This is a genomic window from Streptomyces sp. AP-93 (assembly GCF_022808175.1).
Lineage (GTDB): Bacteria > Actinomycetota > Actinomycetes > Streptomycetales > Streptomycetaceae > Streptomyces.
This window is the reverse complement of the sequence record NZ_JALGBX010000025.1, coordinates 125,652-150,997: the sequence shown is the minus strand read 5'-3', so window position 1 is coordinate 150,997 and position 25,346 is coordinate 125,652. Positions and strand designations below refer to the sequence as shown.

Below are 25,346 nucleotides of genomic sequence, written 5' to 3'. Positions count from 1 at the left end.
CCGCCGAACAATCATTGTGGGAAAGCCCCGCACCAACCCTTATAGGGTTCGGTGCGGGGCTTTTCTGCGTTTACGGAGTTCTGGGCCAAAACCTAGCTGAGGGTGAGCGGGAGCCGGCCAGGATCTTTGGATGTCCTGCGGATGCCCGGCATGGGGTCCGGATGGATTGGCCCTGACGGCTCGTAGGGTTGTCGCATGGGCTACGACCTCGTCATCTTCGACAACGACGGCGTGCTGGTGGACAGTGAGCCGCTCGCCAACAGCATCCTCGCCGGGTACCTGACCGAGCTGGGGCACCCGACCTCGTACGAGGAGTCGCTCCGCGACTACATGGGGGCCGCGGTCCACCGGGTCCACGACCTCGTGCAGGAGCGGACCGGGCAGGCGCTGCCGGCCGACTTCGACACCACCTTGCACGCGCGCACCTTCGCGGCCTTCGAGCGGGAGCTCAAGCCCGTGCCCGGGGTCGAGGGGGTGCTGGCGGCTCTGGTCGAGAGCGGGACCGCGTACTGCCTCGCGTCCTCCGGGAGCCACGAGCGGATCCGGGTCGGGCACCGGGCGGCCGGGCTCGACGAATGGTTCGAGGAGGAGTGGATCTTCAGCTCGGAGGACGTGGGGCAGGGGAAGCCCGCCCCGGACCTGTTCCTGCACGCGGCGGACCAGATGGGTGTGGCGCCCTCCCGGTGCGTGGTCGTCGAGGACAGCCCGCTGGGTGTCCAGGCAGCGCTGGCCGCGGGGATGGACGTGCTCGCGTACACCGCGATGGTGCCCGCCGACCGGCTGCCCGGCGCCACCGGGTACTTCGGCGACATGAACCAACTGGCCGGATTGCTGGGTCTGGCGGAGGGCGCCGGGTCCGGATACACGGGCCACAGCGGTGGGTTCTCGCACTGACCCAATCGATATGTGATCGCTCTACCCACCGGTAGCACCGCCGCCTACGCTGTGCCGCCATGACAGCAGACGTGCGGCTGCGCCGCGGGCGCGGGGCCTTGGGGTTCAGCTTCTTCGTGCAGGGCGTGGCCTTCGCGCTGCTCGTGACGCGGATCCCGGCCATTCAGGACCGGTACGGGATATCCGACGCACTGCTGCCCGTCTTCCTGGCGGCCGTGCCGATTCTCGCCGGTGTGTCCAGCGTGGTCACCGAGCACCTGGTGAAGCGGGTCGCGCCCAGCACCGTACTGCGGTGGGCGCAGCCGCTCGTGCTGCTCGCACTGCTCGGGGTCGGCGCGGGCAGCGAGATGTGGCACGCGGCGCTGTCCCTCGGGGCGTTCGGGCTGTTCGTGGGGGCGCTCGACGCCTCCATGAACATGCTCGGGGTGAGCCTGCAGGGCGCGTACGGGCGCAGCATCATGCTCGGGTTCCACGCCTCGTACAGCCTTGGCGGGATCCTGGGCGCTTCCGCCGCGTGGGCGGGGGCGCACTGGCACCTCTCGCTGTTCAGTTCCTATCTGCCGGCGGTGGCGGTCCTGCTGCCGCTCGCGTTCCTCGCCAGCCGGTTCTACGTGGACCAGGACGGCAAGGCGGCCGGCTCGGCCGAGGCCAAGGGGCTCGGGCCGGGCGGCTTCAAGCTGCTGCTGCCGCTGTGCCTGGTGATGGCGTGTGCGTACATCGGGGACTCGACGGTGTCGAACTGGAGCGCCAAGTACCTCCAGGACGTGCTCGGCAGCTCCGAGCAGCTCGCCACCGTTCCCTACAACGTCTACATGGTGACCACCCTGATCGGGCGGGCCGTGGGCGACCTCGGGGTGCGGCGCTTCGGGGCCGTGGCCGTCGTACGGATCGGGACGGTCGTCGCGGCGGGCGGGTTCGCCGTGGTCGCGGTGGCGCCCGGGGCGTGGGTGGGGATGCTCGGCTTCACCCTGCTGGGGTTCGGGTTGTGCGTGATCGTGCCGCAGACCTTCGCCGCGGCGGGCCGGCTGTTCCCGGGAGCCTCCGACACCGCCATCGCGCGGCTCAACATCTTCAACTACGTCGGATTCCTGATCGGGGCGCCGCTCGTGGGCGGGATCGGGGACGCCTGGAGCTACCGGGGGGCGATGCTCGTGCCGATGGTGCTGGTCCTCGTCACTCTTTTCTATGCCCGCTCGTTCGGTTCGGAGCCCGCCCGATACGGTGTCCGGCATGAGCGGCGAACCGGTGACCGGGCTGTTGATGTGGGACGAGGCGGTAACGAAGTATGACTTCGGGCCGGGCCATCCGATGGACCCGGTGCGCCTGGAGCTGACCATGGGCCTGGTACGGGCCTTCGGGCTCGACCGGGAGCTGGAGGTACGGTCGGGCCGGCCGGCCGGGGACTCGACGCTGCGGCTGGTGCACCGCGAGGACTACGTCGCCGCGGTGCGCGAGGTGTCCGCCGACCCCGGGGTCGCGGACGGCTCGTACGGGCTGGGGACGGCGGACGATCCGGCGTTCCACGGGATGCACGAGGCGTCCGCGCTGATCGCCGGGCAGTCGGTGGCGGCGGCCGAGGCGATCTGGCGCGGGGAGGCCGAGCACGCCGTGAACTTCGCCGGCGGGCTGCACCACGCGATGCCCGGTGGGGCGGCGGGGTTCTGCGTGTACAACGACGCGTCGCTGGCGATCGCGCGGCTGCTGGAGCTGGGGGCCGAGCGGGTCGCCTATGTGGATGTCGACGTGCACCACGGGGACGGGGTGCAGGCGGCGTTCTGGGACGACCCGCGGGTGCTGACGATCTCGATGCACGAGCATCCGCGGACGCTCTTCCCGCAGACGGGCTGGCCGGAGGAGACGGGCGGGCCGGCGGGGGAGGGGTCGGCGGTGAACATCGCGCTGCCCGCGGGGACCGGGGACGAGGGGTGGCTGCGGGCCTTCCACGCGGTGGTGCCGGAGCTGTTGGAGGACTTCCGGCCTCAGGTGCTGGTGACTCAGCACGGGGCCGATACGCACTTCGAGGACCCGTTGGCGCATCTGGCGGTGTCGTTGGACGCGCAGCGGGCGGTGATGGAGGCGTGTCATGAGCTGGCGCACTCCTGTGGGGAGGACGGGCGGTGGCTGGCGCTCGGTGGGGGTGGGTACGCCGTTGTCGACGTCGTGCCGCGGTCGTGGACGCACCTGGTGGCGATTGCCGGGCATCGGCCGATCGATCCTGAGACGGCTGTGCCGGGGTCTTGGCGGGATGCGGTGTATGCGCGGACGCGGTTGTTGGCGCCCGGGCGGATGACGGATGGGCGGGTGCCGGGCTGGCGGGACTGGGAGGCGGGGTACGACCCTGCCGACCGGATCGACCAGGCCGTGCTTGCCACGCGGCGGGCGGTGTTCCCCCTGCGGGGGTTGCTGGCCTAGGGGCCTAGGTGGGGGTGGGCGGCCCTGCGGGGCTGTCCCCTACCCGCCCTTCCACCGTTCCCCGGGCTGCGCCCGGACCCCCTGGGGCTCCGCCCCAGACCCCGCTCCTCAAACGCCGGAGGGGCTGGAGTGAGGCGGCGGGGCTGGATTGGTTGGGCCAACGGGTGGGGGAATGGCCGGAACTGGTGAGGGGTCAGGTTTGGTGCGGGAGCATCGGGAGGGTGTTGAGTACCGGCGCGTTGCGTGCGCATCTGCTGGCCGCCCGACTGGCCGGGCCCGTCGCGACCTCTCGGGAGGAGAGCCTGCGCAGTTACCGGCTGTTCGCGGCGCGGGATCCGCGGGTGCTGCTGGGGCTGGATCCGGCGTGGGGGTGGGACGAGGGTGATCTGCTGCGGCTGATGGCGCAGAAGTGCGGGGTCTCGGCGGACCCCGCGCACGTCAGCGGGCCGGACTTGATCGATCCCGAGCGGACGGTGGCGGGGTTGGAGGCCTTCGCGGGGAGGCTGCGGGCGGTGGCCGGGGCGCGGGCCCCGGTGTTGTTCGGGACCGGGCACCCGCACCGGCTCCTGGGGTTCTACGCCACCTTGGCGGGGGCGTTGTCGGCGGCGGGATGTGAAGTCCTCACCCCGGCGCGGGGGGCACCCGTCGACATGCAGACCCGGTTCGGCGTACGCACGCACCGCATCGATTACGTACGAGGGGTCGCACTGGTGCGGGAAGACGGCGCGCGGCCGGACGGGAGTGACACCGGCGCGCACTCCCATTCGCCGCTGCCGGTTCGGATCGCGCTCGGGGCGCTGGCGGAGGCCGGCGGGCCGTTGCCGGAGCTGGTGGTGGGGGACCACGGGTGGGTCTGCGGTGCAGGTCAGCTCGGTGTGGAGGCGATCGGGCTGGCCGATACGGATGATCCCGCACTGTTCGTGGGGGAAGCCGAGGGGCAGGTGTCGGTGGCGGTTCCGCTTGATGACGCGGTGCGCGCGGACTACTACCGCCCGCTCACTCGCTATGTACTCAATCGGGCGAGTCTGTCGGGTCGGCAGGAGTGGGCGTAGCTCCTCTTCCCCACTCGTATCACACGCCCCTACTCTGGTGAGTGAGCGTGCGACGACGGGGCGTAACCGGAGGGGAAGCCGGTGCCCGTCATGCGCGGAAGGTCAAGGTGTGTCATGGCTGCTGGCGAGAGGCCTCTCAGTGAGGTTCAGTTCCTGACCGTGGCGGAGGTCGCCTCGGTGATGCGAGTGTCGAAGATGACCGTGTACCGCTTGGTGCACAACGGACATCTGCCCGCAATCCGGGTGGGCCGGTCCTTCCGGGTCCCGGAAAACGCGGTGCACGAGTACCTCCGCGAGTCCTTCGTGGGGGTGGAATCGGCCTGATGGGGAGGGCCGGGAGTGCGTGATTACCCCTCGGGGGCACTCGGATTACAGGCTCAGAGCTCGGGCGGGTAGGCTAGGCCGACGTAGGTCGTGTGGGCCCCGACGCCCCGCACCGAATGAAGAGAAGTGAGCGAGGGTAGTCGTGGGCTCTGTTATCAAGAAGCGGCGCAAGCGGATGGCTAAGAAGAAGCACCGCAAGCTGCTCAAGCGCACCCGTGTCCAGCGCCGTAACAAGAAGTAAACGGTAGCTGTACGTGTTTACCGCAGCCCCTCCACCATTCTGGTGGAGGGGCTGCGGTGCAGCCGGGGGACTTCTTCGAGGGAGGCGCTGAGCTCGTGGGGAAGGTCGTGCTGGTCACCGGGGCTGCCCGGCAACTGGGAGGCCGCTTCGTGCGGCGGATCCAGCGGGACCCGGAAGTGGAGCGGGTGATCGCGGTCGACGCGGTGACCCCGCCGCACCGGCTCGGCTCGGCCGAGTTCGTCCGTGCGGACATCAGGCAGTCGGCCATCGCCCGGGTGCTGGCCGAGAACGCCGTCGACACGGTGGTCCATCTCGCGGTCACCGGGGGAGCGGCGACGGGCGCGGGCTCCGGCTCGTACAGCACCGTCAAGGAAACCAACGTCATCGGGACGATGCAGCTCCTGGGAGCCTGCCAGAAGTCCCCGACGGTACGGCGGCTCGTGGTGAAGTCCAGTACCAGTGTGTACGGGGGCACCTCGCGGGATCCGGCCGTCTTCACCGAGACCACTCAGCCGAAGTCGCTGCCGTCGGGCGGCTTCGCGAAGGACGCCACCGAGGTCGAGGGATACGTACGGGGCTTCGCGCGCAGGCGGCCCGACGTCGCGGTGTGCGTGCTGCGGTTCGCGAACATCCTCGGGCCCTTCGCCGATTCGGCGCTCGCCCAGTACTTCTCGATGCCGCTGATCCCGACCGTGCTGGGCTACGACCCGCGGTTGCAGTTCGTGCACGAGGACGACGTCCTGGACGTGCTGCGCCTCGCCTCGCAGACCAGCGGGCCGGGCGGGCTCAGCGGGACCTTCAACATCGCCGGTGAGGGGGTGCTGCTGCTGTCGCAGTGCGCGCGGCGGCTGGGGCGGCCGACGGTGCCGCTGCTGCTGCCCGCGGTGACCTGGGTCGGCGCGGCGCTGCGGGCGGTCGGGGCGACGGACTTCTCGCCCGAGCAGATAAGGCTCCTCACGCACGGGCGGGTCGTGGAGACCACGCAGATGCGCGAGGTCCTGGGATTCGAGCCGATGTATACGACCGCCGAGACCTTCTCCGACTTCACGCGGAGCCGGGGCGGCGGGCTGCTGCCGCCGGAGCGGGTGGGGCGGGCCGTGGACCGGGTGGCCGGGTTGCTGGACGTGGACATGGATGGAGCGAAGCGATAGTGGCGGACGCCAAGGTCATTCCGTTCGACGAGGACCGGCCGCGACGGCGGTCTTCGGCCGCCCGGCGGGTACGGGTCGCGCCGGAGCCGCCGGCCGGGCCGGAGCCGGTGGTGGAGGCCGTACCGGAGCCTGCGGCGGCGGCTGCGGCTGCGGGGGACGGCTGGGACCGGCGGATCGCCGGCGGGCTGGCGTTCCTGCGGCGCCGGATCACCGGGGAGTACGAGGTCGACGACTTCGGCTACGACAAGGAGCTGACGGACCAGGTCCTGATGTCCTTGATGCGGCCGCTGTACGACAAGTACTTCCGGGTCGAGGTCAAGGGCATCGAGAACATCCCGAAGGAGGGCGGTGCGCTGATCGTGGCGAACCACTCCGGGACGTTGCCGCTGGACGGTCTGATGCTCCAGGTCGCGGTGCACGACCAGCACCCGGCGCAGCGGCACCTGCGGTTGCTGGCGGCGGACCTGGTGTTCATGCTGCCCGTGGTGAACGAGCTGGCGCGCAAGGCCGGGCACACGCTGGCGTGCGCGGAGGACGCGCAGCGGCTGCTGGAGGCCGGGGAGCTGGTGGGCGTGATGCCCGAGGGCTTCAAGGGGATAGGGAAGCCGTTCGGAGAGCGGTACAAGCTCCAGCGGTTCGGGCGGGGCGGGTTCGTGTCGACCGCGCTGCGGGCGGGGACGCCGATCGTGCCGTGCTCGATCGTGGGGGCGGAGGAGATCTACCCGATGATCGGCAACTCGAAGACGCTGGCACGGCTGCTGGGGATTCCGTACTTCCCGATCACGCCGACGTTTCCGCTGCTGGGGCCGTTGGGGGCGGTGCCGCTGCCGACGAAGTGGACGATCCAGTTCGGGGAGCCGATTCCGACGGACGGGTACGCGGCGGAGGCGGCCGAGGATCCGATGCTGATGTTCAACCTGACGGATCAGGTGCGGGAGCAGATCCAGCACACGCTGTACAAGCTGCTGGTACAGCGGAGGTCCGTCTTCTTCTGATGCGCCGTTGCCGGGGGCCGGCCCCCGGACACCCGCGCCTCAAACGCCGACGAGGCTGGATGTGCCTCGCCGGCGTTTGAGGTCATGCGGTGCTACTCGGCGTCCTCCGCGTTGATGCCCAGGCCTGGGAGGAGGCCGGGGAGGAGGGGCGGGAGGGTGATGTCCGGGTGGGCGGGGGGCGGGGTGCCGCCCGGCTCGGTGGACGGGGTGGACTGGTCCGTGGGCGGGTTCAGGAGGTTGCCCGTGCCGCCCAGGAGACCGCCGCCGTCGGGGGGCGGGGTCTTCGGGGAACCCGAGGTCTGGTCCGTGGGCGGGTTGGGGGCCGCGGACGGGGCGCCCTGAGGGGGCGTCGCCTGCTGCTTGCCCGTCGGGGCGCTCGGCTTCGTGGAGGGGCCGGAGCCGCGGGTCTGTTCCGGAGGCTTCGGGAGCAGACTCTGGAGCGGCGCCACGTCTTGGTCTATGGCCTGGAAGACCGACTCCACCTCACCGCCCACGTCCGTGAGCTGCGCCGGGAGATTGCCCCGGAGCTTGGCCCACGCGTCCCGGTGCGAACGGGAGAACGAGGACAGCGCCTGGATCGGGCCGAGCGAGCCGTCCCGTTCGTAGGCGGCCTGGAGCAGCCGGTGGCCCTCCGAGGCATCGTGCTTCATGCCCGCGAGGGCTCGGCGGATCTCGCCGAGCGACTCGTGGTCGAGTGCGCCGAGACGGCCGCGCTCCATGAGCCGGCGGGCTTCCGACAGGCGGCTCGAGGCCTGGTCGAGATAGAGCTCGCCCCGGTCCGAATCGTCGTCGGCCATCCCGAGCCGGATGTCCTCCATGCCCCGCTTCACGGGGTACAGGTGATCACCCGGCAGGGCGTCCGTGCTGGCAGCGGCCACTCCGCTGAAGGCCCCCGCGGCCACACCTACGGTGAGACCGCCTGCCGCGATGCCCTTGGACCAGCGGGAGCGGGGCCGCAATTTCCGGAGCGAGGTCGCCCGGTGGGCGCCGCGGCCGGTCCGCTGTTCGGGCACTTGAGGGTCGGCGGCCACGCCGCCCCCGGCCCTCTCTTCCATCACCTTGGCTTCCATGGCGGCAATGAGCTGGGCTCGTTGCACCACTTTGACCTCGGGGTCCAGCACCGGGCGCGGCATTCTTTCACCGAGCACGCTCGCCAGGGCCAACAACCGGTCGTGGTCGGCAGGTTCGGCAGGTGCCTCGGACTGCTCGGCCGCCGGGTCCGGTTCCGAAAGGTCGGACGGGGTCCGCTCCTCCAGGGCCTGGGCGAAGGCGTTCGCCCGCCGGTGCGGAGTCACGTTCGCGATCACTGGCGGCACCTCCTCTCGTCATGACGATCGACTCCCCAAGGTGTCCGGAAGGTTGCCTTCCTTGAGCACATCCACACTTTCGAGTGAGCGGCTTCGGTCAGGGCTTGTCCACAGGGAGCCTGCATTCCCCACAACGAGCGGCGCGGCACTTGGGTTACGGACGAAGGATGATCGGACCACAGCGTCGTTGGATTCGACCCTGCTGGAGGTGTCGTCGTTGTCGGTGGGGTCGTCGGTGTCATCAAGGTCATCAGGGAGGGGTACCGAAATGTGAGAGGAGGGCGGCGTCAGCGGGCGTCGTCGGGGAGCAGGCGGGCCAGGGTGCGGACCGCCCGGTACTGGAGGGTCTTGATGGCGCCCTCGTTCTTTCCCATCACCCTGGCCGTCTCGGCGACCGAGAGGCCCTGCAGGAAGCGCAGGGTCACGCACTCCTGCTGCTGCGGATTGAGTTTCCGTACGGCTTCCAGCAGGGCCGCGTTGGAGAGGGACTCCAGGACGGAGTCCTCGGGGGACCGTTCCACCTCGTTGGCGTCGAGCATTTCGCCGGTGGTGACTTCCAGGCGGAAGCGGCTCGACTTGAAGTGGTCGGCGACCAGGTTGCGGGCGATCGTCACGAGCCAGGCGCCGAAGTCGCGGCCCTGCCAGGTGAAGGTGGAGATACGGCGCAGCGCACGCAGGAAGGTCTCGCTGGTGAGATCCTCCGCGGTCGCCTTGCCGCCGACGCGGTAGTAGATGTAGCGGTAGACGGTGTCGCTGTACTGGTCGTACAGGCGACCGAAGGCATCGGCCTCGCCGGCCTGGGCGCGTTCGACCAGGTCCATCATGCGGGCCTGGTCGCTGTCCGCGGTGGGGCGGCGGGCGGCGGGCGCGGTGGTCCCGGCGGCTGCGCCCCCGGCGGACGAGCCGCCGGCGCGACCGCGTCTGCCCACCGTTGCTCCGCCGTCGGTCAGGGCATAGCAAGGACCGGCCGGGCCGAGTCCGGCGGGGACCGCGGTGGCGAATGCGGGGACGGTGTACGCGGTGGGGACGAAGCCGCGCAGCTGGTCGAGGACCGTTGCGCGCAGCGTAGCCAGGCCCGAGGCGTCAACCCCGACAGGTGGGTACACGGGACTCCCAGAGGCAGAGCTTCCATCACGTGCAGTGCGGGACCGTTCACCCGTCGTAGCGACAGATGGCGGTGGCATGCGTTTGAGGAGAATAACGCTTCGTACAGGCAGCGCTACACCCAGTTGCTCAAATCACCGGTTACGACACTTCTGTTGCGTGTCGAGGGCATATTCAGGCACGGATGGTGATCGATTCTTGATCACTTGGATGCGCGGAATGCCTGCTTCCACGGTGGCTCGCGACCGAGTGGGGCAGGGCGGAGTGCCGCGCCGGGGGCGCGGGTAGAGGTGAGCGAATGCCCCGGGCGGGGGAGAGCGCCGGGCGTGGTGGGGCGGGAGGCCGGGCGGGGCCCGGTAGCCGCTACTTGCGGCGGCGGTGCAGGGCGATCGCGGCGGCCGTGCCGCCCGCGATCGCGCCGACGCCCGCGGCGGCCGGGACGCCGATCTTCACGGCCTTGCGGCCGGTCCGATAGTCGCGCAGGCGCCAGTCGTTGGTGCGGGCATGCTTGCGCAGTTTTGTGTCGGGATTGATCGCGTACGGATGTCCGACCAGCGACAGCATCGGAATGTCGTTGTGCGAATCGCTGTACGCCGCGCAGCGCGCGAGGTCCAGTCCCTCGGCGGCGGCCAGGGCGCGTACGGCCTCCGCCTTGGCGGGGCCGTGCAGCGGCTCGCCGACCAGCCGGCCGGTGTAGACGCCGTCCACGGACTCGGCGACGGTGCCGAGGGCTCCGGTCAGGCCGAGCCGGCGGGCGATGATCGTGGCGGTTTCGACGGGGGCGGCCGTGACGAGCCAGACCTTCTGGCCGGCGTCGAGGTGGGCCTGGGCCAGGGCGCGGGTGCCCGGCCAGATGCGCACCGCCATGTACTCGTCGTAGATCTCCTCGCCGATGGACATCAGCTCGGAGACCTTGTGTCCCTTGACGATGGACAGCGCGCTGTCGCGGGCGTCCTGCATGTGCTCGGGGTCCTCGACCCCGGCGAGCCGGAACCAGGCCTGCTGCCAGGCGAAGCGGGCGAGCTCGCGGCGGCGGAAGAACTCCCGCTTGTAGAGGCCGCGGCCGAAGTGGAAGATCGCGGCGCCCTGCATGACGGTGTTGTCGAGGTCGAAGAAGGCGGCGGCCAGGTCGTCGCCGGCCACGGGGAACTCGGGCGCGGCGGGTGCGGCGGGCACAGCGGGTGCGGCGGGTTCCTGCGGGGCCTCGGGCCTTGCCGGGCGTTCCGCTTCCGTCGCGCCGGGGAAGTCCCGGCCGCCCGGCGGTTCGTCGGCCAGCGCGGTCTTGCGGGCGGCCTCGGCCGAGGCCTCGCCTGCCAGCACGCTCCGCGCGGTGGCGGAGCGCCTACGGGGGGTGAGCCATCCCAGAGCGGCCATGACGCGAGCATAGCCACTGTGTTCGGGACTTCCCGAACCGATGGGAATCGGTGGTGTGAACTCTTCGGTGCGCCGGGGCCGGGCCGGTTGGGGTGCGGGCGCGGGAGAATGGATCCATGAGTCCTTTGCTGCGCCGTGCCCAGAAGAAGCGTCCGCAGGAGCGGGTGGTCACGCTCATCGGGAAGCCGGGGTGCCATCTCTGTGATGACGCCCAGGAAGTGGTCGAGAAGGTCTGCGCCGAGACGGGCGCACAGTGGGAGAAGAAGGACATTTCGCAGGACGAGGAGTTGTACCGCCTGCACTGGGAGCAGATTCCGGTCGTGCTGGTGGACGGCGAACAGCACACCTTCTGGAGGGTGAACCCTGACCGGCTCCGACGGGCATTGCAGGCTTGAGCCGTCGGGCGGTTACCATCATGGGCGATTTATGGGGTCTCGGGGGCGTATTGGTGAGGAGTGTGTACCGTTTTGCCCCCTTCGGGAATTGAACGGGTTCGGCGTGTCATCCGTTCCCGGCCCATACGCCCAAGGCGCGTGACCCCGGTCACTTTGGTCGGACAAAGCGGACACAATCTTTGTGCACGCGTTCACAAAGACATAGCCTGCATTCGACGGGGTGGTCCTGGGACAAGTGGCCACCTGCAGCCCCGCTCATCCCGCAGGAGCATCGTGGCAACTGGCCGAACTCACCGACCGGCGACCCGCAGCCGAGGTATTCCCGAGGCCACTGTCGCCCGGCTTCCGCTGTACTTGCGCGCCCTCACCGCGCTCTCCGAGCGATCGGTGCCCACGGTGTCCTCCGAGGAGCTGGCCGCGGCCGCCGGAGTCAACTCCGCGAAGCTCCGCAAGGACTTCTCCTACCTCGGTTCCTACGGGACCCGCGGGGTCGGGTACGACGTGGAGTACCTCGTCTACCAGATCTCCCGCGAGCTCGGGCTGACCCAGGACTGGCCGGTCGTCATCGTCGGCATCGGTAACCTCGGCGCCGCGCTGGCCAACTACGGCGGTTTCGCGTCGCGCGGTTTCCGCGTGGCGGCGCTCATCGACGCCGACCCGGCCATGGCCGGGAAGCCGGTGGCGGGGATGCCCGTGCAGCACACCGATGAGCTGGAGAAGATCATCGAGGAGAACGGCGTCTCGATCGGGGTCATCGCGACCCCGGCGGGGGCCGCGCAGCAGGTGAGCGAGCGGCTCATCGCCGCCGGGGTGACCTCTATTTTGAACTTCGCGCCGACCGTGCTGTCCGTGCCCGAGGGCGTCGACGTGCGCAAGGTCGACCTGTCGATCGAGCTGCAGATCCTGGCCTTCCACGAGCAGCGCAAGGCCGGCGAGGAAGCCGCGGCCCAGGCTGCCGCCGGCGGCCCCGCCGCGGGCACCGGCACCGGGGCGGCTCCGGCCGCCGCCGTCGTGCCGCCCGCCGGACGGGCCGCCGCCGTCGCACGGAAGGGCGGACCCGAGGGGGACGTCCCGGCGGTGATGCCGGCATGAGTCTGCTCGTCGTAGGGCTGAGCCATCGCAGTGCGCCGGTGAGCGTGCTGGAGCGCGCTTCGCTGGCCGCCGATGCCAAGGTCAAACTGCTGCACGACACGCTGGCCGCGGAGCCGGCGGCGGAGGCGGCGGTCCTCGCCACCTGCAACCGGATCGAGCTGTACGCCGACGTGGACAAGTTCCACGCGGGTGTCGCCGAGCTGTCGACGCTGCTGGCGCAGCACAGTGGTGTCGCGCTGGAGGAGCTCACTCCTTATCTGTACGTGCACTACGAGGACCGGGCCGTCCACCATTTGTTTTCGGTGGCGTGCGGGCTGGACTCGATGGTCGTGGGCGAGGGGCAGATCCTCGGGCAGATCAAGGACGCGCTGGCGCTGGGGCAGGAGCTCCACACGGCCGGGCGTTTGATCAATGATCTTTTTCAGCAGGCGTTGCGGGTCGGCAAGCGGGCGCACTCCGAGACCGGGATCGACCGGGCGGGGCAGTCGCTGGTGACCTTCGGGCTGGAGCAGCTCGCCGTGCGGGTGCCGGTGGAGGAGTGGGCTGCGGGGAAGCGGGCGCTTGTCATTGGGGCCGGGTCGATGTCTTCGCTGGCGGCGGCGACGTTGGCGCGGGTGGGTGTCGCCGAGGTTGTGGTTGCCAACCGGACCGCCGAGCGGGCGGAGCGGTTGGCCGAGATTCTGGTTGCCTCGGGCACCGGGGTTGCGGCTTCGGCCATTGCGATGTCCGGTGTCGCGGAAGAGTTGGCTCGGGTCGATGTCGTCGTGTCCTGCACCGGGGCCACTGGTTTGGTGCTGACCGGGGACGAAGTGGCCGTGGCCATGGAGGAGCGCGCTGAGGAGGGCCCTGCGGGGGCTGTCCCCTACCCGCCCTTCCCCCGTTCCCCGGAGCTTCGCCCCGGACCCGATGCCGGTGCGGCGCCGTTGCCGGGGGCCAGCCCCCGGACCCCCGCGCCTCAAACGCCGGCGGGGCTGGATTTGGCTGGGCCCGGGGCGTCCGTGGCCGGTGCGGGGCTGGATTTGGCTGGGCCCGGGGTGTCCGTGCTGGATTTGGCTGTGGCCGGGGCGTCCGTGCGGCTGGATTCGGCTGGTTCGGCCGAGCTGGTGGATCCCGCCCTCGTTGCGCGGCTTGCCGTGCTTGCGGGGGAGGGGCGGCGGATTGCCGATGCCGGGGCCGTGCGGAGCAAGGTTGTCGTCGAGGAGCGGGACGGGTGTCCCGTCGGGCTCGATGCGCTGGCTTCCGATCCGGGGCGGACCGCCGATGGGCGGGCCGCGCTGGCCGGGGTGGATGCCGGGTCGCTGGAGCTGCACGGGACCTGGGCCGACCAGGGCGAGGCCGCCGCGCAGCGGCAGCAGCCGCGCAAGGGCGTACGGAGCCGGGTGGACGCGCTGCCCGTGCGGCTCGCGCTGCTCGACCTGGCCATGCCGCGCGATATTGACGCCGCCGTGCACCGGATTCCTGGCGTGCGGCTCGTTGATATCGAGTCGCTCGCCGAGGCATCCGCCGACGCTCCCATGGCCGCCGACGTCGACGCCGTACGCGGGATAGTGGCCGCGGAAGTGGCCGCCTTCGGGGCCGCCCAGCGGGCCGCGCACATCACGCCCACCGTGGTCGCCCTGCGCGCCATGGCCGCCGAGGTCGTCGCCATGGAAGTGGCACGGCTCGACGGACGGGTCCCCGATCTCGACGAGCGGCAGCGGGCTGAAGTGACTCAGACCGTGCGGCGTGTCGTCGACAAGCTCCTCCACGCGCCTACCGTGCGCGTCAAGCAGCTCGCGAGCGAGCCCGGCGGCGCCGGGTACGCCGAGGCGCTGCGCGAACTCTTCGATCTCGACCCGCAGACGGTGGCCTCCGTCAGCCGGGCCGACGAGGCTGACAAGAACCACGACTCAGGACGGGCATCATGAATCCACGTCTCGACCAGCCGCTGAGGCTCGGCACGCGGCGCAGCAAGCTGGCCATGTCCCAGTCCGGGCATGTCGCCGAGGCGGTACGGGCGATCACCGGCCGGCCCGTCGAGCTCGTGGAGATCACGACCTACGGTGACGTGTCCCGCGAGAGCCTTTCGCAGATCGGCGGCACCGGCGTCTTCGTCACCGCCCTGCGCGAGGCCCTCGTACGCGGTGAAGTCGACTTCGCCGTGCACTCGCTGAAGGACCTGCCCACCGCGCAGCCCGACGAGCTCGTCATCGCGGCCATGCCGCAGCGCGAGGACCCGCGCGACGCGCTCGTCGCCCGCGACGGCCTGACCTTCGAGCAGCTGCCCGACGGTGCGCGCATCGGCACCGGTTCGCCGCGCCGCAGGTCGCAGCTGCACGCCTACGCCAAGTCGCTGGGCAAGGTCATCGAGACCGTCGCGATTCGCGGCAACGTCGATACCCGGATCGGGTACGTGCGCAGCGGCGAGCTCGATGCCGTCGTGCTGGCCGCCGCCGGGCTCAACCGGATCGGCCGCGGCGACGAGGCCACCGACCTGATCTCCGTGGACAACATGCTGCCCGCACCCGGCCAGGGAGCCCTGGCCGTGGAGTGCCTGGCGTCCAACACGGACCTGATTTCCGCGCTCGCCGAGCTCGACGACCCGTACACCCGGGCCGCCGTGACCGCCGAACGCGCCCTGCTCGGCGCCCTGGAGGCCGGCTGCAGCGCCCCCGTGGGCGCGCTCGCCGACCTGTTGGCCGACGGGCAGATTGTCAATGAGATGCGCCTTCGTGGAGTCGTGGGAACCCTCGACGGTTCCACGCTGGTGCAGCTGTCCACCACCGGTCCTGTGCCCCAGTCGTACGACGAGGCCATGGCGCTCGGCCGCGAACTCGCGGACGAGATGCTGGCCAAGGGCGCAGCCGGTCTGATGGGGGAGCGGTCGCTTTGAACCCCACAAGCCCAACCACCTCCGCGTGTCCGGCCGTCGCCGTCCAGGGGCACGTCACCTTCCTCGGTGCCGGCCCGGGCGACCCGGGACTGCTGACGCTTCGCGCCGTGGAGGCCCTGGCCGCCGCGGACGTACTGATCGCGGAGCCCGAGGTGCTCGAGGTCGTACGTACGCATGCGCGCGCGGGGGTGGACACGCCACAGCTGACGATTGCTGACGAGAAGTCAGCAGCCGCCGGAGTCCCGGTCATCCGAGATGCCGCCAATCTTGTCATGGAGGCCGCGCGCTCCGGCAGGCGGGTCGTCCGTGCCGTCACCGGCGACCCCGGACTCGACGGGAACGCGGCCGAGGAGATGCTCGCCTGCGCCACCGGCGGCATCCCCTTCGAGGTCGTCCCCGGCGTCGCGACCGCGGTCGGCGTGCCCGCGTACGCCGGTGTTCCGCTGGCCGGCAAGCAGGGTGCGGACGTGAGGTTCGTGAACGCGCGGACCGCCTCCGCGCGCTGCTGGACCGAGGTGGGCGCCAGCGACGGCATCCTCGTCGTCTCCGCGACGCTGGAGACCGTCTCGGCGGCCGCGGCCGAGCTGATCGGCGCCGGGCGCAAGCCCGACACCCCGCTCACCGTGACCGTGGCCGGTACGACGACCCGCCAGCGGACGTGGAGCGCGACCCTGGGCACCATCGCCCAGGTGTTCAAGCAGGGCAAGATCCTCCCGTCGCCCGAGGGCGCGCGCTCCGTCATAGCCGTGGTCGGGGAGCACGGCGCCGTCGCGCGCCGCGAGGAACTGTCCTGGTTCGAGTCGAAGCCGCTGTTCGGCTGGCGCGTGCTCGTCCCGCGCACCAAGGAGCAGGCAGCCTCGCTCTCCGACCAGCTCCGTTCGTACGGCGCGGTGCCCCACGAGGTGCCGACCATCGCCGTGGAGCCGCCGCGCACCCCGCAGCAGATGGAGCGGGCGGTCAAGGGGCTCGTGACGGGACGTTACGAGTGGATCGCCTTCACTTCGGTGAACGCGGTCAAGGCCGTGCGCGAGAAGTTCGAGGAGTACGGGCTCGACGCCCGTGCCTTCGCCGGCATCAAGGTCGCCGCCGTCGGCGAGCAGACCGCCGCCGCGCTGGTGGAGTTCGGCGTCAAGCCCGACCTCGTGCCCAGCGGCGAGCAGTCCGCGGCCGGACTGCTGGAGGACTGGCCTCCGTACGACCCGGTCTTCGACCCGATCGACCGCGTCTTCCTGCCGCGCGCCGACATCGCCACCGAGACCCTGGTCGCCGGGCTGATCGAGCTCGGGTGGGAGGTCGACGACGTCACCGCCTACCGGACCGTGCGCGCCTCGCCGCCGCCGCAGGACACGCGTGAGGCGATCAAGGGCGGCGGCTTCGACGCCGTGCTCTTCACGTCCTCGTCGACCGTGCGGAACCTCGTCGGCATCGCCGGCAAGCCGCACAACGTCACCGTCATCGCGTGCATCGGCCCGGCCACGGCCAAGACGGCCGAGGAGCACGGGCTCCGGGTCGACGTGCTGTCGCCGGAGCCGAGCGTGGGCAAGCTGGCGGAGGCCCTGGCGGAGTACGGGGCCGCGCGCCGCGAGGCCGCGAAGGAGGCCGGGGAGAGCGTGTACCGGCCGAGCGAGCGGCGGCCGGGGGCGCGTAGGCGCCGTACGACCTGATGGCCGCCTTAGCGGTGTTACGTGGCAGGGCCCGGGTGTGATGTGCACCCGGGCCCTGTGGCATGTTCGGGCCGTGACGGAACCCACGGAACCCGATGGCGCGGTGGCGGCGCTGTGCGCGGCGGTGGCGGCGTACGACCACGTAGCGGCCGGTGAGTTGGTGGGCGCGGGCGCGGATCCTGACCGGGTGCTGCCGGACGGCACGACCCCGCTGCTGCGGGCCGTCGAGGGCGGCTCCCCGGCGGTGGTGACGGCGCTGCTCGGCGACGACGCCCGCCCGCGGCTGCCGGAAGCGGAGCGCGGCCGGGTGCTGGAGGCGGCCCGGCGGTGGTACGGGGCGGGCGCGGGCGTGGAGGTGGAGCTGCGGCGGCTGATGGGGGCGGCGGGCCCGGCGGACACGGTGTGGGTGCGGGACTCGGAGTACGAGGTCGTCCCGGAGGTCAGCCTCGGCGGGCGGAGCGTACGGGCCGGGCACGGCGCGGTACTGACCCTGCTGGAGTGGGAGTTCCGCGTCCTGGCCCCGGTGGCGGAGCTGGTGGCCCGCGGGGTCCGGTCCCCGAGGAGGGACCACGTGGACCGGGGCGCCTCGCTGCACGTCCTGAACAGCCGCCGCAGCGCGGAGACTTGGGCGCAGGCGGTCGCCTTCCGCCATGACCCGGATCCCCGGCGGCGGGCCCTCGTGGTCGACGTGGTCCGGTACCGGCTGTGGTCGTGGTTCGAGTCCGCGCACGCGGGCTGGTACGAGAAGGAGTGCCACCGGATCCTCGTCGAGTGGGAGGCCGAGGAGACCGACGCGGACGTCCTGGGCGGGGTGCTCGATGCCCTGGGCGAGACGGAGGTGCCCACCCGGGAGGCCATCGGCCTGCGGCGCGCCGGGCATCCTGACCCGGGGGTGCGGCGCTGGGTGCCGGATCTCTTCGACCGGCCGCCGTCCCCCGACGGGCGGCGGGCGCTGTCCCCTGACGCGCGGCGGGCGCTGCGTGAGCTGTGCCGCGACGAGGACGGCGAGGTGCGGGCCGCGGCCGCCCGGGTGCTGGCCGGCGAGGAGCCGGAGGAGGAGGAGGAGGACCCGGAGCTCCTACCGGACCTGCTGCGGGACCCGGACCCGGAGGTCGTGAACCGGACCGCGTACGCCCTCGGGTCGGTCACCCACGGCTCGCCGGAGGTCGTGGAGATGCTGGTGCGGTGCCTGGACGCCGACGATCCGGACATCCGGCTGAGCGCGGCCTACGCCCTAGCCGTACGGGACGATCCGCGCACCCCGGAGGCCTATGCGAAGGTCGGCCCGCTGGGCCCCCGGTACGAGCACGACCACCGGCCGAACGAGCTGTGGCGGTGGGAGTCGCGGAACCGGGCCGACCCCGAACCCTCGTAGCGCACCCCTAATGGCGTGGTGCGTTCCCTGGCCGTGTGGCATGTTCCGGGCATGACGGCACTGGGGGAAGCGGTACGGGCGGGCGACACGGAGGCGGTACGGACGCTGCTGGAGGGCGGCGTGGATCCGGACGGGCCGGACGAGGAGGGGCTGCCGCCGCTGTGCGCGGCGGTGGCGGCGTACGCGTACGGGATCACCGAGCTGCTGGTGGAGGCCGGCGCGGACCCGGACCGGGCGCTGCCCGACGGCACGACCCCGCTGCTGCGGGCCGTCGAGAGCGGCTCCCCGGCGGTGGTCGACGCGCTGCTGTGGTCCCGGGACCTCCCCGACCCGGGGGAGCGCCTGCCGCAGGCGGAGCGGGCACGGCTGCTGGAGGCGGCCCGGCGGTGGTACGGGGCGGGGGCGGGCGCGGAGGAGGAGCTGCGGCGGCTGACGGGGGCGGCGGGCCCGGCGGAGACCTCGACGGTCGAGGAGCAGTGGTGCCAGGTCGAGCAGATCGTGCTCGGCGGGCTGACGGTACGCGCGGGACACGGCGCCGTCCTGACCACCCTGGAGCAGGTGTTCGGCGTTCCGGTCCCCCTGGAGGAACTGGTGGCCCGCGCCGTCCGGCACACCGACTCCTCGCACGTGGACTGGTTCGCGGCCGGGGTCCGGCTCAAGGCTCGCCTCGCGGAGGGCAGCCGGGAGGTGGTGGCGGCCCTGCGGCACCACCCGTCCTCCGTCCACCGCCGCTTTGCCGCCGACTGGCTGCTGACCTTGCACTGGCGCTTCGGGGCCGACGCATACCCGTACGACGAGGAGGACCGGGAGCTCCTCGCCGGCTGGGCGGACGTGGAGCCGGACCCCGAGGTCCTCGCGTCGGTGCTGTGGGCCCTGACCGAGCACGACGTGGGACATCCGAGGCTGGAGTCCATCGGCCTGAGGTGCGCCGTCCACCCGGAGCCCGGGGTGCGCCTGCGGGCGGTGGACTGCATGGGCCGGCCCGACGGGCCGTTCACCGCGCAGCCCGGTGCGGCAAGCGGCGGCGGACAGCATGGCGGAGTCCGGTGACCGCACCGCCGATGCCACGGACCTGCTGCTGTCCCTCCTGGACGTGGACGACTGGCTGACACGGATGATCGGCGCCTACGGACTGGCCCTGCGGGACCATCCGGACACCCCGCAGGCGTACGCGAGGGTGGAGGAAATCGGCCCGCTCTTCTCGCCGGACCACCGGGCGAACGCGCTCTGGGACTGGGAGACGCGCAACGGGCCGGGCCGGGGCCGGGCTCTAGGCTGGTCCCGACTGCTGTCGAAGCTCGAAGAGGCGACTAGAAGATGAGCACGTACGGATCCTTCCCCGGCTCGCGGCCCCGTCGGCTGCGCACCACCCCGGCGATGCGGCGGATGGTCGCGGAGAACCGGCTGCACCCCTCGGACCTGATCCTCCCGGCGTTCGTCCGGGAGGGCATCAGCGAGCCGCTCGCCATCTCGGCGATGCCGGGCGTGGTCCAGCACACCCGGGACACGCTGCGGAAGGCCGCGGTGGAGGCGGTCGAGGCAGGGGTCTCGGGGATCATGCTCTTCGGCGTGCCGGCCGACGAGAACAAGGACGCGCGGGGCACGGCGGGCACCGAGCCGGACGGGATCCTCCAGGTCGCGATCCGCGACGTGAAGGCGGAGGTGGGGGACGATCTGGTGATCATGTCCGACCTGTGTCTCGACGAGTACACCGACCACGGCCACTGCGGGGTGCTGGACGAGCACGGGCGCGTCGACAACGACGCGACGCTGGAGCGCTACGCCGAGATGGCGCAGGTCCAGGCCGACGCGGGCGTCCACGTGGTGGGCCCTAGCGGGATGATGGACGGCCAGGTCGGCGTCATCCGCGACGCGCTGGACGAGACGGGCCACGAGGACGTCTCGATCCTCGCGTACACGGCCAAGTACTCCTCCGCCTTCTACGGTCCCTTCCGCGAGGCCGTCGCCTCCTCGCTCCAGGGCGACCGCAAGAGCTACCAGCAGGACCCGGCGAACGCCCGGGAGTCGCTGCGCGAGCTCGCCCTCGACCTGGAGGAGGGCGCCGACATGGTGATGGTCAAGCCGGCCGGACCCTACCTGGACATCCTTTTCCGGGTCGCGCAGTCGGTGGACGTCCCGGTGGCGGCGTACCAGATCAGCGGCGAGTTCGCGATGATCGAGGCGGCGGCGGAGAAGGGCTGGATCGAGCGCGACCGGGCGATCCTGGAGACGCTGCTCGGCATCAAGCGGGCGGGCGCGGACACGATCCTGACGTACTGGGCGACCGAGGTCGCGCAGTGGCTGCGGGCGGAGCGCTGACCGCCGGCCGCTGAGGGCGGGTGGGGGCCGGTCCCGGGCTCAGGCGGGAGAGAGGTAGAGCTCCCGGGCGCGGGCCAGGTCGACGGGCCCGTCCGGGCGCGGGGTCGGGTGCGCGGGGGCGGGCGCGGGCAGGTGCAGGAAGTGGGCCAGCTGCCAGGCCTGGGCGGTGCCGGCCTGGCGGTTGGTGGTGGTCACCCAGGGCGGGTAGACGCGGAAGGCCCGCTTCCCGCCCGAGCCCTGCGCCGATACGACACCGCGGCGCCGGAGCGCCTCCGGGGAGAACACGAACTGGCCGAAGTGGTCGCCTTCGTGGGAGCCGACCACGAAGAGGTCGACGGGGTCGGCGGTGTCGAAGGGCCGGATGGGCCCGCCCGGGGCGGACCTTTGCCAGAGGGTGACGAACTGGCCGGCCTTGGTGGGCGTCGTCCTGGCCGCGCGGAACCGGACGCGGAGCCCGTCGAGGGTGAACGCGTGGGCGGCGTACTCGGCGCTCTCGGGCTCGGGGACCGGCTGCGAGACGGTGAATCCGCAGGGATCGTAGACGAGGGCCTTCGCCGCGAGGAGATCGCCGTGGACGGGCTGGGGACCGTGGGGACCGGGCGGGTGCGCGGGGGGCGTCGGCATGACGCCCAGCTTGTCACCCGGAGCCGGCCGGACCCGGCCGGACCCGGCCGGACCCGGGCGCCCCCGTTCGCGCGCGCTCGCGGTGGGGCGCATCCTGGGAGCAGGGTGACCCCTGGAGGTGATGGATCATGTCCACGCTCGTCGGGTGGCATGTGGAGCTCGAATTCACCGAGGAGGGCCACCGCACCAGTGCGGCGGCCCTGGTCAGACTCGGGGACGGCTCCGAGATACGGGCGCACGGCTACGCCATGCGCCACCCCTCCGACCCGGAGCAACTGAGGGTCGGGGAAGAGATCGCGGGCGCTCGCGCGCTCATGGACATCGCGTCCCAGATGTTGCAGAAGGCCCACTCGGAGATCGATGAGGCGACGGGTCGGCACTCGTACCCGCTGCACTGATGCGGCTGATGTGACTGATGTGACTGATGTGCCGAGGTCCGGGCGCGGTACGCCGTAACGGCGTACCGCGCCTGCCCGTGTCCGTCCGCGCCTACCGCGTCCGCCGTTCGAAGACGACGGCCGCCAGGGTCACGGACACCGCGCCGATGGCCGCGCACCAGGCCAGGGCCACCCAGGGGGCGTCGCCCGCCGGCTGGGCCAGGAGCAGGGCCCGGAGGGACTCGATCACCGGGGTCAGCGGCTGGTGATCTGCGAAGCCGTGAAGCCAGCCGGGCATGGTGTCGATGGGGACGAACGCGCTGGACGGGTACGGCAGGAACATCATCAGAAAGGTGAAGCCGCCCGCCGCCTCCGGTGTGCTGGCGAGCAGCCCGAGCGTCGCGGCCAGCCACGAGATCGCGGTGATGTACGCGACCAGGAGCGCGGCCGCGGCCACGTAGCCGCGCAGCGAGGCCTGGGGGCGGAAGCCGATGGCGAGGGCGACGGCCAGGACCAGCCCGGTGGACACGAGGTTGCGCAGGACCGAGGCCGCGACGTGCCCGGCCACGATCGGGACGCCGCCGATGTCCAGGGACCGGAGGCGGTCGATCACGCCTTCCTTCATGTCGGTGGCGACGCTGACGGCGGTGCTCGCCGCGCCGAAGCCCGCGCAGAGCAGCATCGCTCCCGGGACCACGTAGGTCACGTAGGCGGTCCCGGTGTCGATGGCTCCGCCGAAGAAGTAGACGAAGATGAGCATCAGCATGACCGGCAGCATCAACGCCGTGATCAGGGCGTCCGGTTGACGGCTGCTGATGCGCAGGCTGCGCCCGGCGAGGGCGTAGCCCGCCACGATGACGCCGGGGCGGGCCGCGGTGGCGGTAGGTGCGGCGGTGGTAGGTGCGGCCGTGGTACCGAAGGTGGTCACGGAGCGGCTCCCGTCAGGGTAAGGAACACGTCGTCGAGGGTGGCGCCGCGGACCGCGAAGCGGTCCACGGCCGTGCGGTCCGGGTCGAGTTCGTCGAGCACGGACCGGACGTGGGCGGCGCTGCCGTCGGTGGGCAGGCTGAGGCCGAGCTCCTCCGGCGTGAGGGTGAGCCCCTCCGGGGAGGTGCTGTCCTGCGCCGCGAGGCGGACCGCGCGCGGGGTCAGGGCTTCGTAGGCGGCCCGGCTGGCGAGGGTCAGGTCGAGGCGGTGGCCCGCCACGCGGGACTTGAGCTCCGAAGGCGTGCCTTCGGCGGCGATCCGCCCGCCGGCCAGGACGGCCACGCGGTCGGCGAGCCGGTCGGCCTCCTCCAGGTACTGGGTGGTGAGCAGCACGCTCGTGCCGTCGGCGCGCAGTTCCCGTACGAGTTCCCACAGGTCCTGGCGGCTGCGCGGGTCGAGCCCGGCGGTCGGCTCGTCCAGGAAGATCACTTCGGGCCGTGCGACCAGGCTCGCGGCGAGGTCGAGGCGGCGGCGCATGCCGCCCGAGTAGCTCTTCGCCGTGCGCCCGCCGGCCTCGGCGAGCCCGAAGCGGGCGAGGAGTTCGTCGGCCCGCGCCCGGGCCGCGCGCGGCCGCAGTCCGCAGAGCCTGCCCATCATGCGGAGGGTCTCGGCGCCGGTCTGGAGTTCGTCGACGGCCGCGGACTGCCCGGTGAGGCTGATGGAGCGGCGTACGAGGGCCTGCTCGGACGCGGTGTCGTGGCCCGCGACCCGCGCGGTGCCGGAGTCGGGCTCGGTGAGGGTGGCGAGGATCCGGACGGTGGTGGTCTTCCCGGCGCCGTTGGGGCCGAGGAGCGCGAGGACGCTGCCGCGCGGGACGGCGAGGTCGATGCCGTCGAGGACGCGCAGGGCGCCGTAGGACTTGGTCAGGGCAGTGGCGTGGATGCCGAAGTCGTCCATGCCGGTCTCCGTTCTAGGTTCTGCGTATGGGTTACGCGCCATTGCGTAAGTAATACACAGAACTAGGATGTGCGTCAACGACTCATGACGGAGGGAGGTGGCGGCGATGGCTAACGAAGCGGAAGACGACGGCACCGGGCTCCCGGCGAGCCTGGCCATGGCCTGGGGTCTGCGCGAACGCCCCGGCAAGGGCCCGCGCCCCACCCTGACCCTTCAGCGGATCGTGGACGCGGCGGTGGCGCTCGCCGCTACGGAGGGGACGGACGCCGTCTCCATGGGCCGGGTGGCCAAGGAGCTGGGCGTCTCGACGATGTCCCTGTACCGGTACGTCACGGCGAAGGAAGAGCTCTACATCCTGATGTCGGACGCGGGCGTCGGCACCCCGCCGCCGCTCCCGCCGGACGCGGACGGCTGGGGGTGGCGGGAGCTCCTGTCGCACTGGGCGTACGCACAGCGCACGCTCCTCATGACCAAGCCGTGGATCCTGCGCATCCCGATCACGGCCCCGCCGGCCACCCCGAACCAGCTCGCCTGGATGGACCGCGGGCTCGCCTCCATGGCCGGGACCGGCCTGCGGGAGAGCGAGAAGCTTTCGACGATCATCCTCGTCGGCGGCCTCGTGCGGAACGAGGCGACGATGGCCGCGGACATGATGGACGCCATCGTGAAGTCCGGCGTCTCACCGGACAAGGTCGTCGGTCAGTACGTACGCACGCTGCGGCTGCTCACCGGCCCGGACACCCATCCGGCGGTGACCCGGCTGCTGGAGTCCGACGCGTTCACCGGCTCCGACGAGCCGGACTTCCAGTTCCGCTTCGGGCTGGGCCGCCTGCTGGACGGTTTGGCGGAGCTGATCAGCGAGCGGTCCACTCCGTGAGGGTGGCCCAGGCGGTGGGGGTCAGGTCGAGCACCGGTCCGTTCGGGACCTTCGAGTCCCGGACGTGGACCTGGGTCGCGCAGGTGGCGACCTCGACGCAATTGCCGCCGTCGCTGCCGCTGTAGCTGGACTTGAACCACGTCAGTTGGGTGCTCATGGATCTCCTAGCAGCTGTTTCAACAGGTCCCTGGTTTCCTCGGGGTTGAGGGCCTGTGTGCGCAGCATGGCATACCTCTGGGCGAGGATGCTGACCTCGTCCAGGTCAGAGACGACCAGGCTGCCTCGTTGGCTTTCGACGTACGCGATGTGCTGGTAGTTCGGGGTCTCCAGCAGGACGAACGGACCGTCCAGCGCCGGATGGCTGGGGCGGTCCACTGGCAGGATCTGGATCGAAACGCCAACCCATTCGGAGCAGGTCAGCAGGTGGCGGAGCTGCTCCTGGAGGACCGCCGGGCCGCCGAGTGGGCAGGCAAGGGCGGGCTCCCAGATGACGAAGCTGGCTTGCATCGGCTTTTCGCGGCGCAGCGTCGTTTGTCGGTCGAGCCGGGCCACCGTCTGATCTGCGACCTCGCCGTCGGTGTAACGAGGGGTACGGCTACGGAAGACCGCTTGGGCGTACGCCTCGGTCTGGAGCAGGCCCGGGATGACCTGGTTCTCGTACGAGGACAGCGCTACGGCCTTCTGTTCCAGGTTGATCAGCGGCTCCGCCCAAGGCGGGATCACGTCGATCTGCGGCATCTTGTGTGCGGCGACCGCGAACACCCCGGGAAGTCCGAGGACCTGGTCCAGCAGGACGGCCACGTCCGGCATCAGTGGCCGCCTGCCCTGCTCGATGGAGGCAATGCTCTCCTCCTGGAGCCCGACCAGCTTGCCGAGCTCCTTCTGGGTCAGTCCTTTGGCGATCCGGCAGACAGCGAGCTGCTCGCCGACCATCCGCATCGCCGTCGAATTGGGCCTTGCCCGCTTCCTTGGTGGCATGAATGTGAACTCCCCACCTGCGCCCGCGTAGTACC

At 71.5% G+C, this 25,346-nt stretch carries 27 protein-coding genes; 19 read left to right on the top strand and 8 right to left on the bottom strand.

Annotation, left to right across the window (positions count from 1 at the left end):
• Positions 1-195: 195 nt before the first annotated feature.
• From MTF69_RS33570 to MTF69_RS33535, 8 genes are all read left to right on the top strand, one after another.
• Positions 196-894: an HAD family phosphatase gene (locus tag MTF69_RS33570; protein WP_243340132.1), complete on the top strand. Its 699-nt coding sequence runs from the start codon at positions 196-198 to the stop codon at positions 892-894.
• Positions 895-953: 59 nt separating this feature from the next.
• Positions 954-2,183: an MFS transporter gene (locus tag MTF69_RS33565; RefSeq protein ID WP_243340131.1), complete on the top strand. Its 1,230-nt coding sequence runs from the start codon at positions 954-956 to the stop codon at positions 2,181-2,183.
• On the top strand, positions 2,155-3,306 hold the full coding sequence (locus MTF69_RS33560; RefSeq protein WP_243340148.1) for an acetoin utilization protein AcuC: 1,152 nt from the start codon (positions 2,155-2,157) through the stop codon (positions 3,304-3,306). Before MTF69_RS33565 ends, MTF69_RS33560 begins: the two co-directional genes overlap by 29 nt.
• Positions 3,307-3,527: 221 nt before the next feature.
• Complete coding sequence (locus tag MTF69_RS33555) at positions 3,528-4,358, top strand: phosphatase (protein WP_243340130.1); 831 nt, start codon at positions 3,528-3,530, stop codon at positions 4,356-4,358.
• Between the two features lie 114 nt (positions 4,359-4,472).
• Positions 4,473-4,682, top strand: a complete 210-nt coding sequence (locus MTF69_RS33550) for a helix-turn-helix domain-containing protein (RefSeq protein ID WP_162688852.1) — start codon at positions 4,473-4,475, stop codon at positions 4,680-4,682.
• A 142-nt stretch (positions 4,683-4,824) separates the two neighbouring features.
• Positions 4,825-4,923: a 30S ribosomal protein bS22 gene (locus MTF69_RS33545; RefSeq protein WP_003948845.1), complete on the top strand. Its 99-nt coding sequence runs from the start codon at positions 4,825-4,827 to the stop codon at positions 4,921-4,923.
• A gap of 95 nt (positions 4,924-5,018) precedes the next feature.
• Positions 5,019-6,074 carry an NAD-dependent epimerase/dehydratase family protein gene (locus MTF69_RS33540; protein ID WP_243340129.1) on the top strand — a complete coding sequence of 352 codons (1,056 nt, stop codon included), beginning with the start codon at positions 5,019-5,021 and terminating at the stop codon, positions 6,072-6,074.
• Positions 6,074-7,069, top strand: coding sequence for a lysophospholipid acyltransferase family protein (locus tag MTF69_RS33535; RefSeq protein WP_243340128.1), 996 nt, complete (start codon positions 6,074-6,076; stop codon positions 7,067-7,069). Before MTF69_RS33540 ends, MTF69_RS33535 begins: the two co-directional genes overlap by 1 nt.
• Positions 7,070-7,161: 92 nt before the next feature.
• On the opposite strand, the gene MTF69_RS33530 is transcribed toward MTF69_RS33535, so the two are convergent.
• From MTF69_RS33530 to MTF69_RS33520, 3 genes are all read right to left on the bottom strand, one after another.
• Positions 7,162-8,376, bottom strand: coding sequence for a DUF5667 domain-containing protein (locus tag MTF69_RS33530; RefSeq protein ID WP_243340127.1), 1,215 nt, complete (start codon positions 8,374-8,376; stop codon positions 7,162-7,164).
• Between the two features lie 287 nt (positions 8,377-8,663).
• Positions 8,664-9,482 (bottom strand): ECF subfamily RNA polymerase sigma factor, BldN family, encoded by an 819-nt coding sequence (locus tag MTF69_RS33525; protein ID WP_243340126.1) that lies wholly within the window; start codon positions 9,480-9,482, stop codon positions 8,664-8,666.
• Positions 9,483-9,843: 361 nt separating this feature from the next.
• On the bottom strand, positions 9,844-10,854 hold the full coding sequence (locus MTF69_RS33520) for an HAD family phosphatase (protein ID WP_243340125.1): 1,011 nt from the start codon (positions 10,852-10,854) through the stop codon (positions 9,844-9,846).
• A 116-nt stretch (positions 10,855-10,970) separates the two neighbouring features.
• On the opposite strand from MTF69_RS33520, the gene MTF69_RS33515 reads away from it, so the two are divergent.
• The 9 genes from MTF69_RS33515 to hemB all read left to right on the top strand — a co-directional run bounded on the left by MTF69_RS33515 (position 10,971) and on the right by hemB (position 20,571).
• The gene (locus MTF69_RS33515) at positions 10,971-11,249 is read left to right on the top strand and encodes a glutaredoxin family protein (RefSeq protein ID WP_243340124.1); all 279 of its coding nucleotides are present in this window, start codon (positions 10,971-10,973) and stop codon (positions 11,247-11,249) included.
• A 273-nt stretch (positions 11,250-11,522) separates the two neighbouring features.
• Positions 11,523-12,341, top strand: coding sequence for a redox-sensing transcriptional repressor Rex (locus MTF69_RS33510; protein WP_243340123.1), 819 nt, complete (start codon positions 11,523-11,525; stop codon positions 12,339-12,341).
• Positions 12,338-14,248 carry a glutamyl-tRNA reductase gene (locus MTF69_RS33505; protein ID WP_243340122.1) on the top strand — a complete coding sequence of 637 codons (1,911 nt, stop codon included), beginning with the start codon at positions 12,338-12,340 and terminating at the stop codon, positions 14,246-14,248. The genes MTF69_RS33510 and MTF69_RS33505 overlap by 4 nt, the downstream gene beginning before the upstream one ends.
• Positions 14,245-15,213 carry a hydroxymethylbilane synthase gene (gene hemC, locus MTF69_RS33500; protein WP_243340121.1) on the top strand — a complete coding sequence of 323 codons (969 nt, stop codon included), beginning with the start codon at positions 14,245-14,247 and terminating at the stop codon, positions 15,211-15,213. Before MTF69_RS33505 ends, hemC begins: the two co-directional genes overlap by 4 nt.
• Positions 15,210-16,877 (top strand): bifunctional uroporphyrinogen-III C-methyltransferase/uroporphyrinogen-III synthase, encoded by a 1,668-nt coding sequence (locus tag MTF69_RS33495; RefSeq protein ID WP_243340120.1) that lies wholly within the window; start codon positions 15,210-15,212, stop codon positions 16,875-16,877. The genes hemC and MTF69_RS33495 overlap by 4 nt, the downstream gene beginning before the upstream one ends.
• Before the next feature lie 73 nt (positions 16,878-16,950).
• Positions 16,951-18,252: a HEAT repeat domain-containing protein gene (locus tag MTF69_RS33490; RefSeq protein ID WP_243340119.1), complete on the top strand. Its 1,302-nt coding sequence runs from the start codon at positions 16,951-16,953 to the stop codon at positions 18,250-18,252.
• 51 nt (positions 18,253-18,303) lie between these two features.
• Complete coding sequence (locus MTF69_RS33485) at positions 18,304-19,302, top strand: ankyrin repeat domain-containing protein (protein WP_243340118.1); 999 nt, start codon at positions 18,304-18,306, stop codon at positions 19,300-19,302.
• Complete coding sequence (locus MTF69_RS33480) at positions 19,286-19,573, top strand: hypothetical protein (protein ID WP_243340117.1); 288 nt, start codon at positions 19,286-19,288, stop codon at positions 19,571-19,573. The genes MTF69_RS33485 and MTF69_RS33480 overlap by 17 nt, the downstream gene beginning before the upstream one ends.
• Complete coding sequence (gene hemB / locus MTF69_RS33475; RefSeq protein ID WP_243340116.1) at positions 19,570-20,571, top strand: porphobilinogen synthase; 1,002 nt, start codon at positions 19,570-19,572, stop codon at positions 20,569-20,571. The genes MTF69_RS33480 and hemB overlap by 4 nt, the downstream gene beginning before the upstream one ends.
• 39 nt (positions 20,572-20,610) lie before the next feature.
• On the opposite strand, the gene MTF69_RS33470 is transcribed toward hemB, so the two are convergent.
• Positions 20,611-21,195 (bottom strand): MepB family protein, encoded by a 585-nt coding sequence (locus MTF69_RS33470; RefSeq protein WP_243340115.1) that lies wholly within the window; start codon positions 21,193-21,195, stop codon positions 20,611-20,613.
• Positions 21,196-21,323: 128 nt separating this feature from the next.
• On the opposite strand from MTF69_RS33470, the gene MTF69_RS33465 reads away from it, so the two are divergent.
• A complete protein-coding gene (locus MTF69_RS33465) occupies positions 21,324-21,593 on the top strand; it encodes a DUF1876 domain-containing protein (RefSeq protein WP_243340114.1) in 270 nt (89 codons plus the stop codon).
• A 91-nt stretch (positions 21,594-21,684) separates the two neighbouring features.
• Here the strand turns inward: MTF69_RS33465 and MTF69_RS33460 are convergent, their stop codons facing one another.
• Positions 21,685-22,428 (bottom strand): ABC transporter permease, encoded by a 744-nt coding sequence (locus MTF69_RS33460; protein WP_243340147.1) that lies wholly within the window; start codon positions 22,426-22,428, stop codon positions 21,685-21,687.
• A gap of 68 nt (positions 22,429-22,496) precedes the next feature.
• A complete protein-coding gene (locus tag MTF69_RS33455) occupies positions 22,497-23,456 on the bottom strand; it encodes an ATP-binding cassette domain-containing protein (RefSeq protein ID WP_243340113.1) in 960 nt (319 codons plus the stop codon).
• Between the two features lie 106 nt (positions 23,457-23,562).
• On the opposite strand from MTF69_RS33455, the gene MTF69_RS33450 reads away from it, so the two are divergent.
• On the top strand, positions 23,563-24,333 hold the full coding sequence (locus tag MTF69_RS33450; protein WP_243340112.1) for a TetR/AcrR family transcriptional regulator: 771 nt from the start codon (positions 23,563-23,565) through the stop codon (positions 24,331-24,333).
• Here MTF69_RS33450 and MTF69_RS33445 read toward each other — a convergent pair.
• A complete protein-coding gene (locus MTF69_RS33445) occupies positions 24,311-24,490 on the bottom strand; it encodes a DUF397 domain-containing protein (RefSeq protein WP_243340111.1) in 180 nt (59 codons plus the stop codon). The two genes, MTF69_RS33450 and MTF69_RS33445, sit on opposite strands and share 23 nt — an antisense overlap.
• Positions 24,487-25,311, bottom strand: a complete 825-nt coding sequence (locus tag MTF69_RS33440; protein WP_243340110.1) for a helix-turn-helix transcriptional regulator — start codon at positions 25,309-25,311, stop codon at positions 24,487-24,489. The genes MTF69_RS33445 and MTF69_RS33440 overlap by 4 nt, the downstream gene beginning before the upstream one ends.
• Positions 25,312-25,346 lie beyond the last annotated feature (35 nt).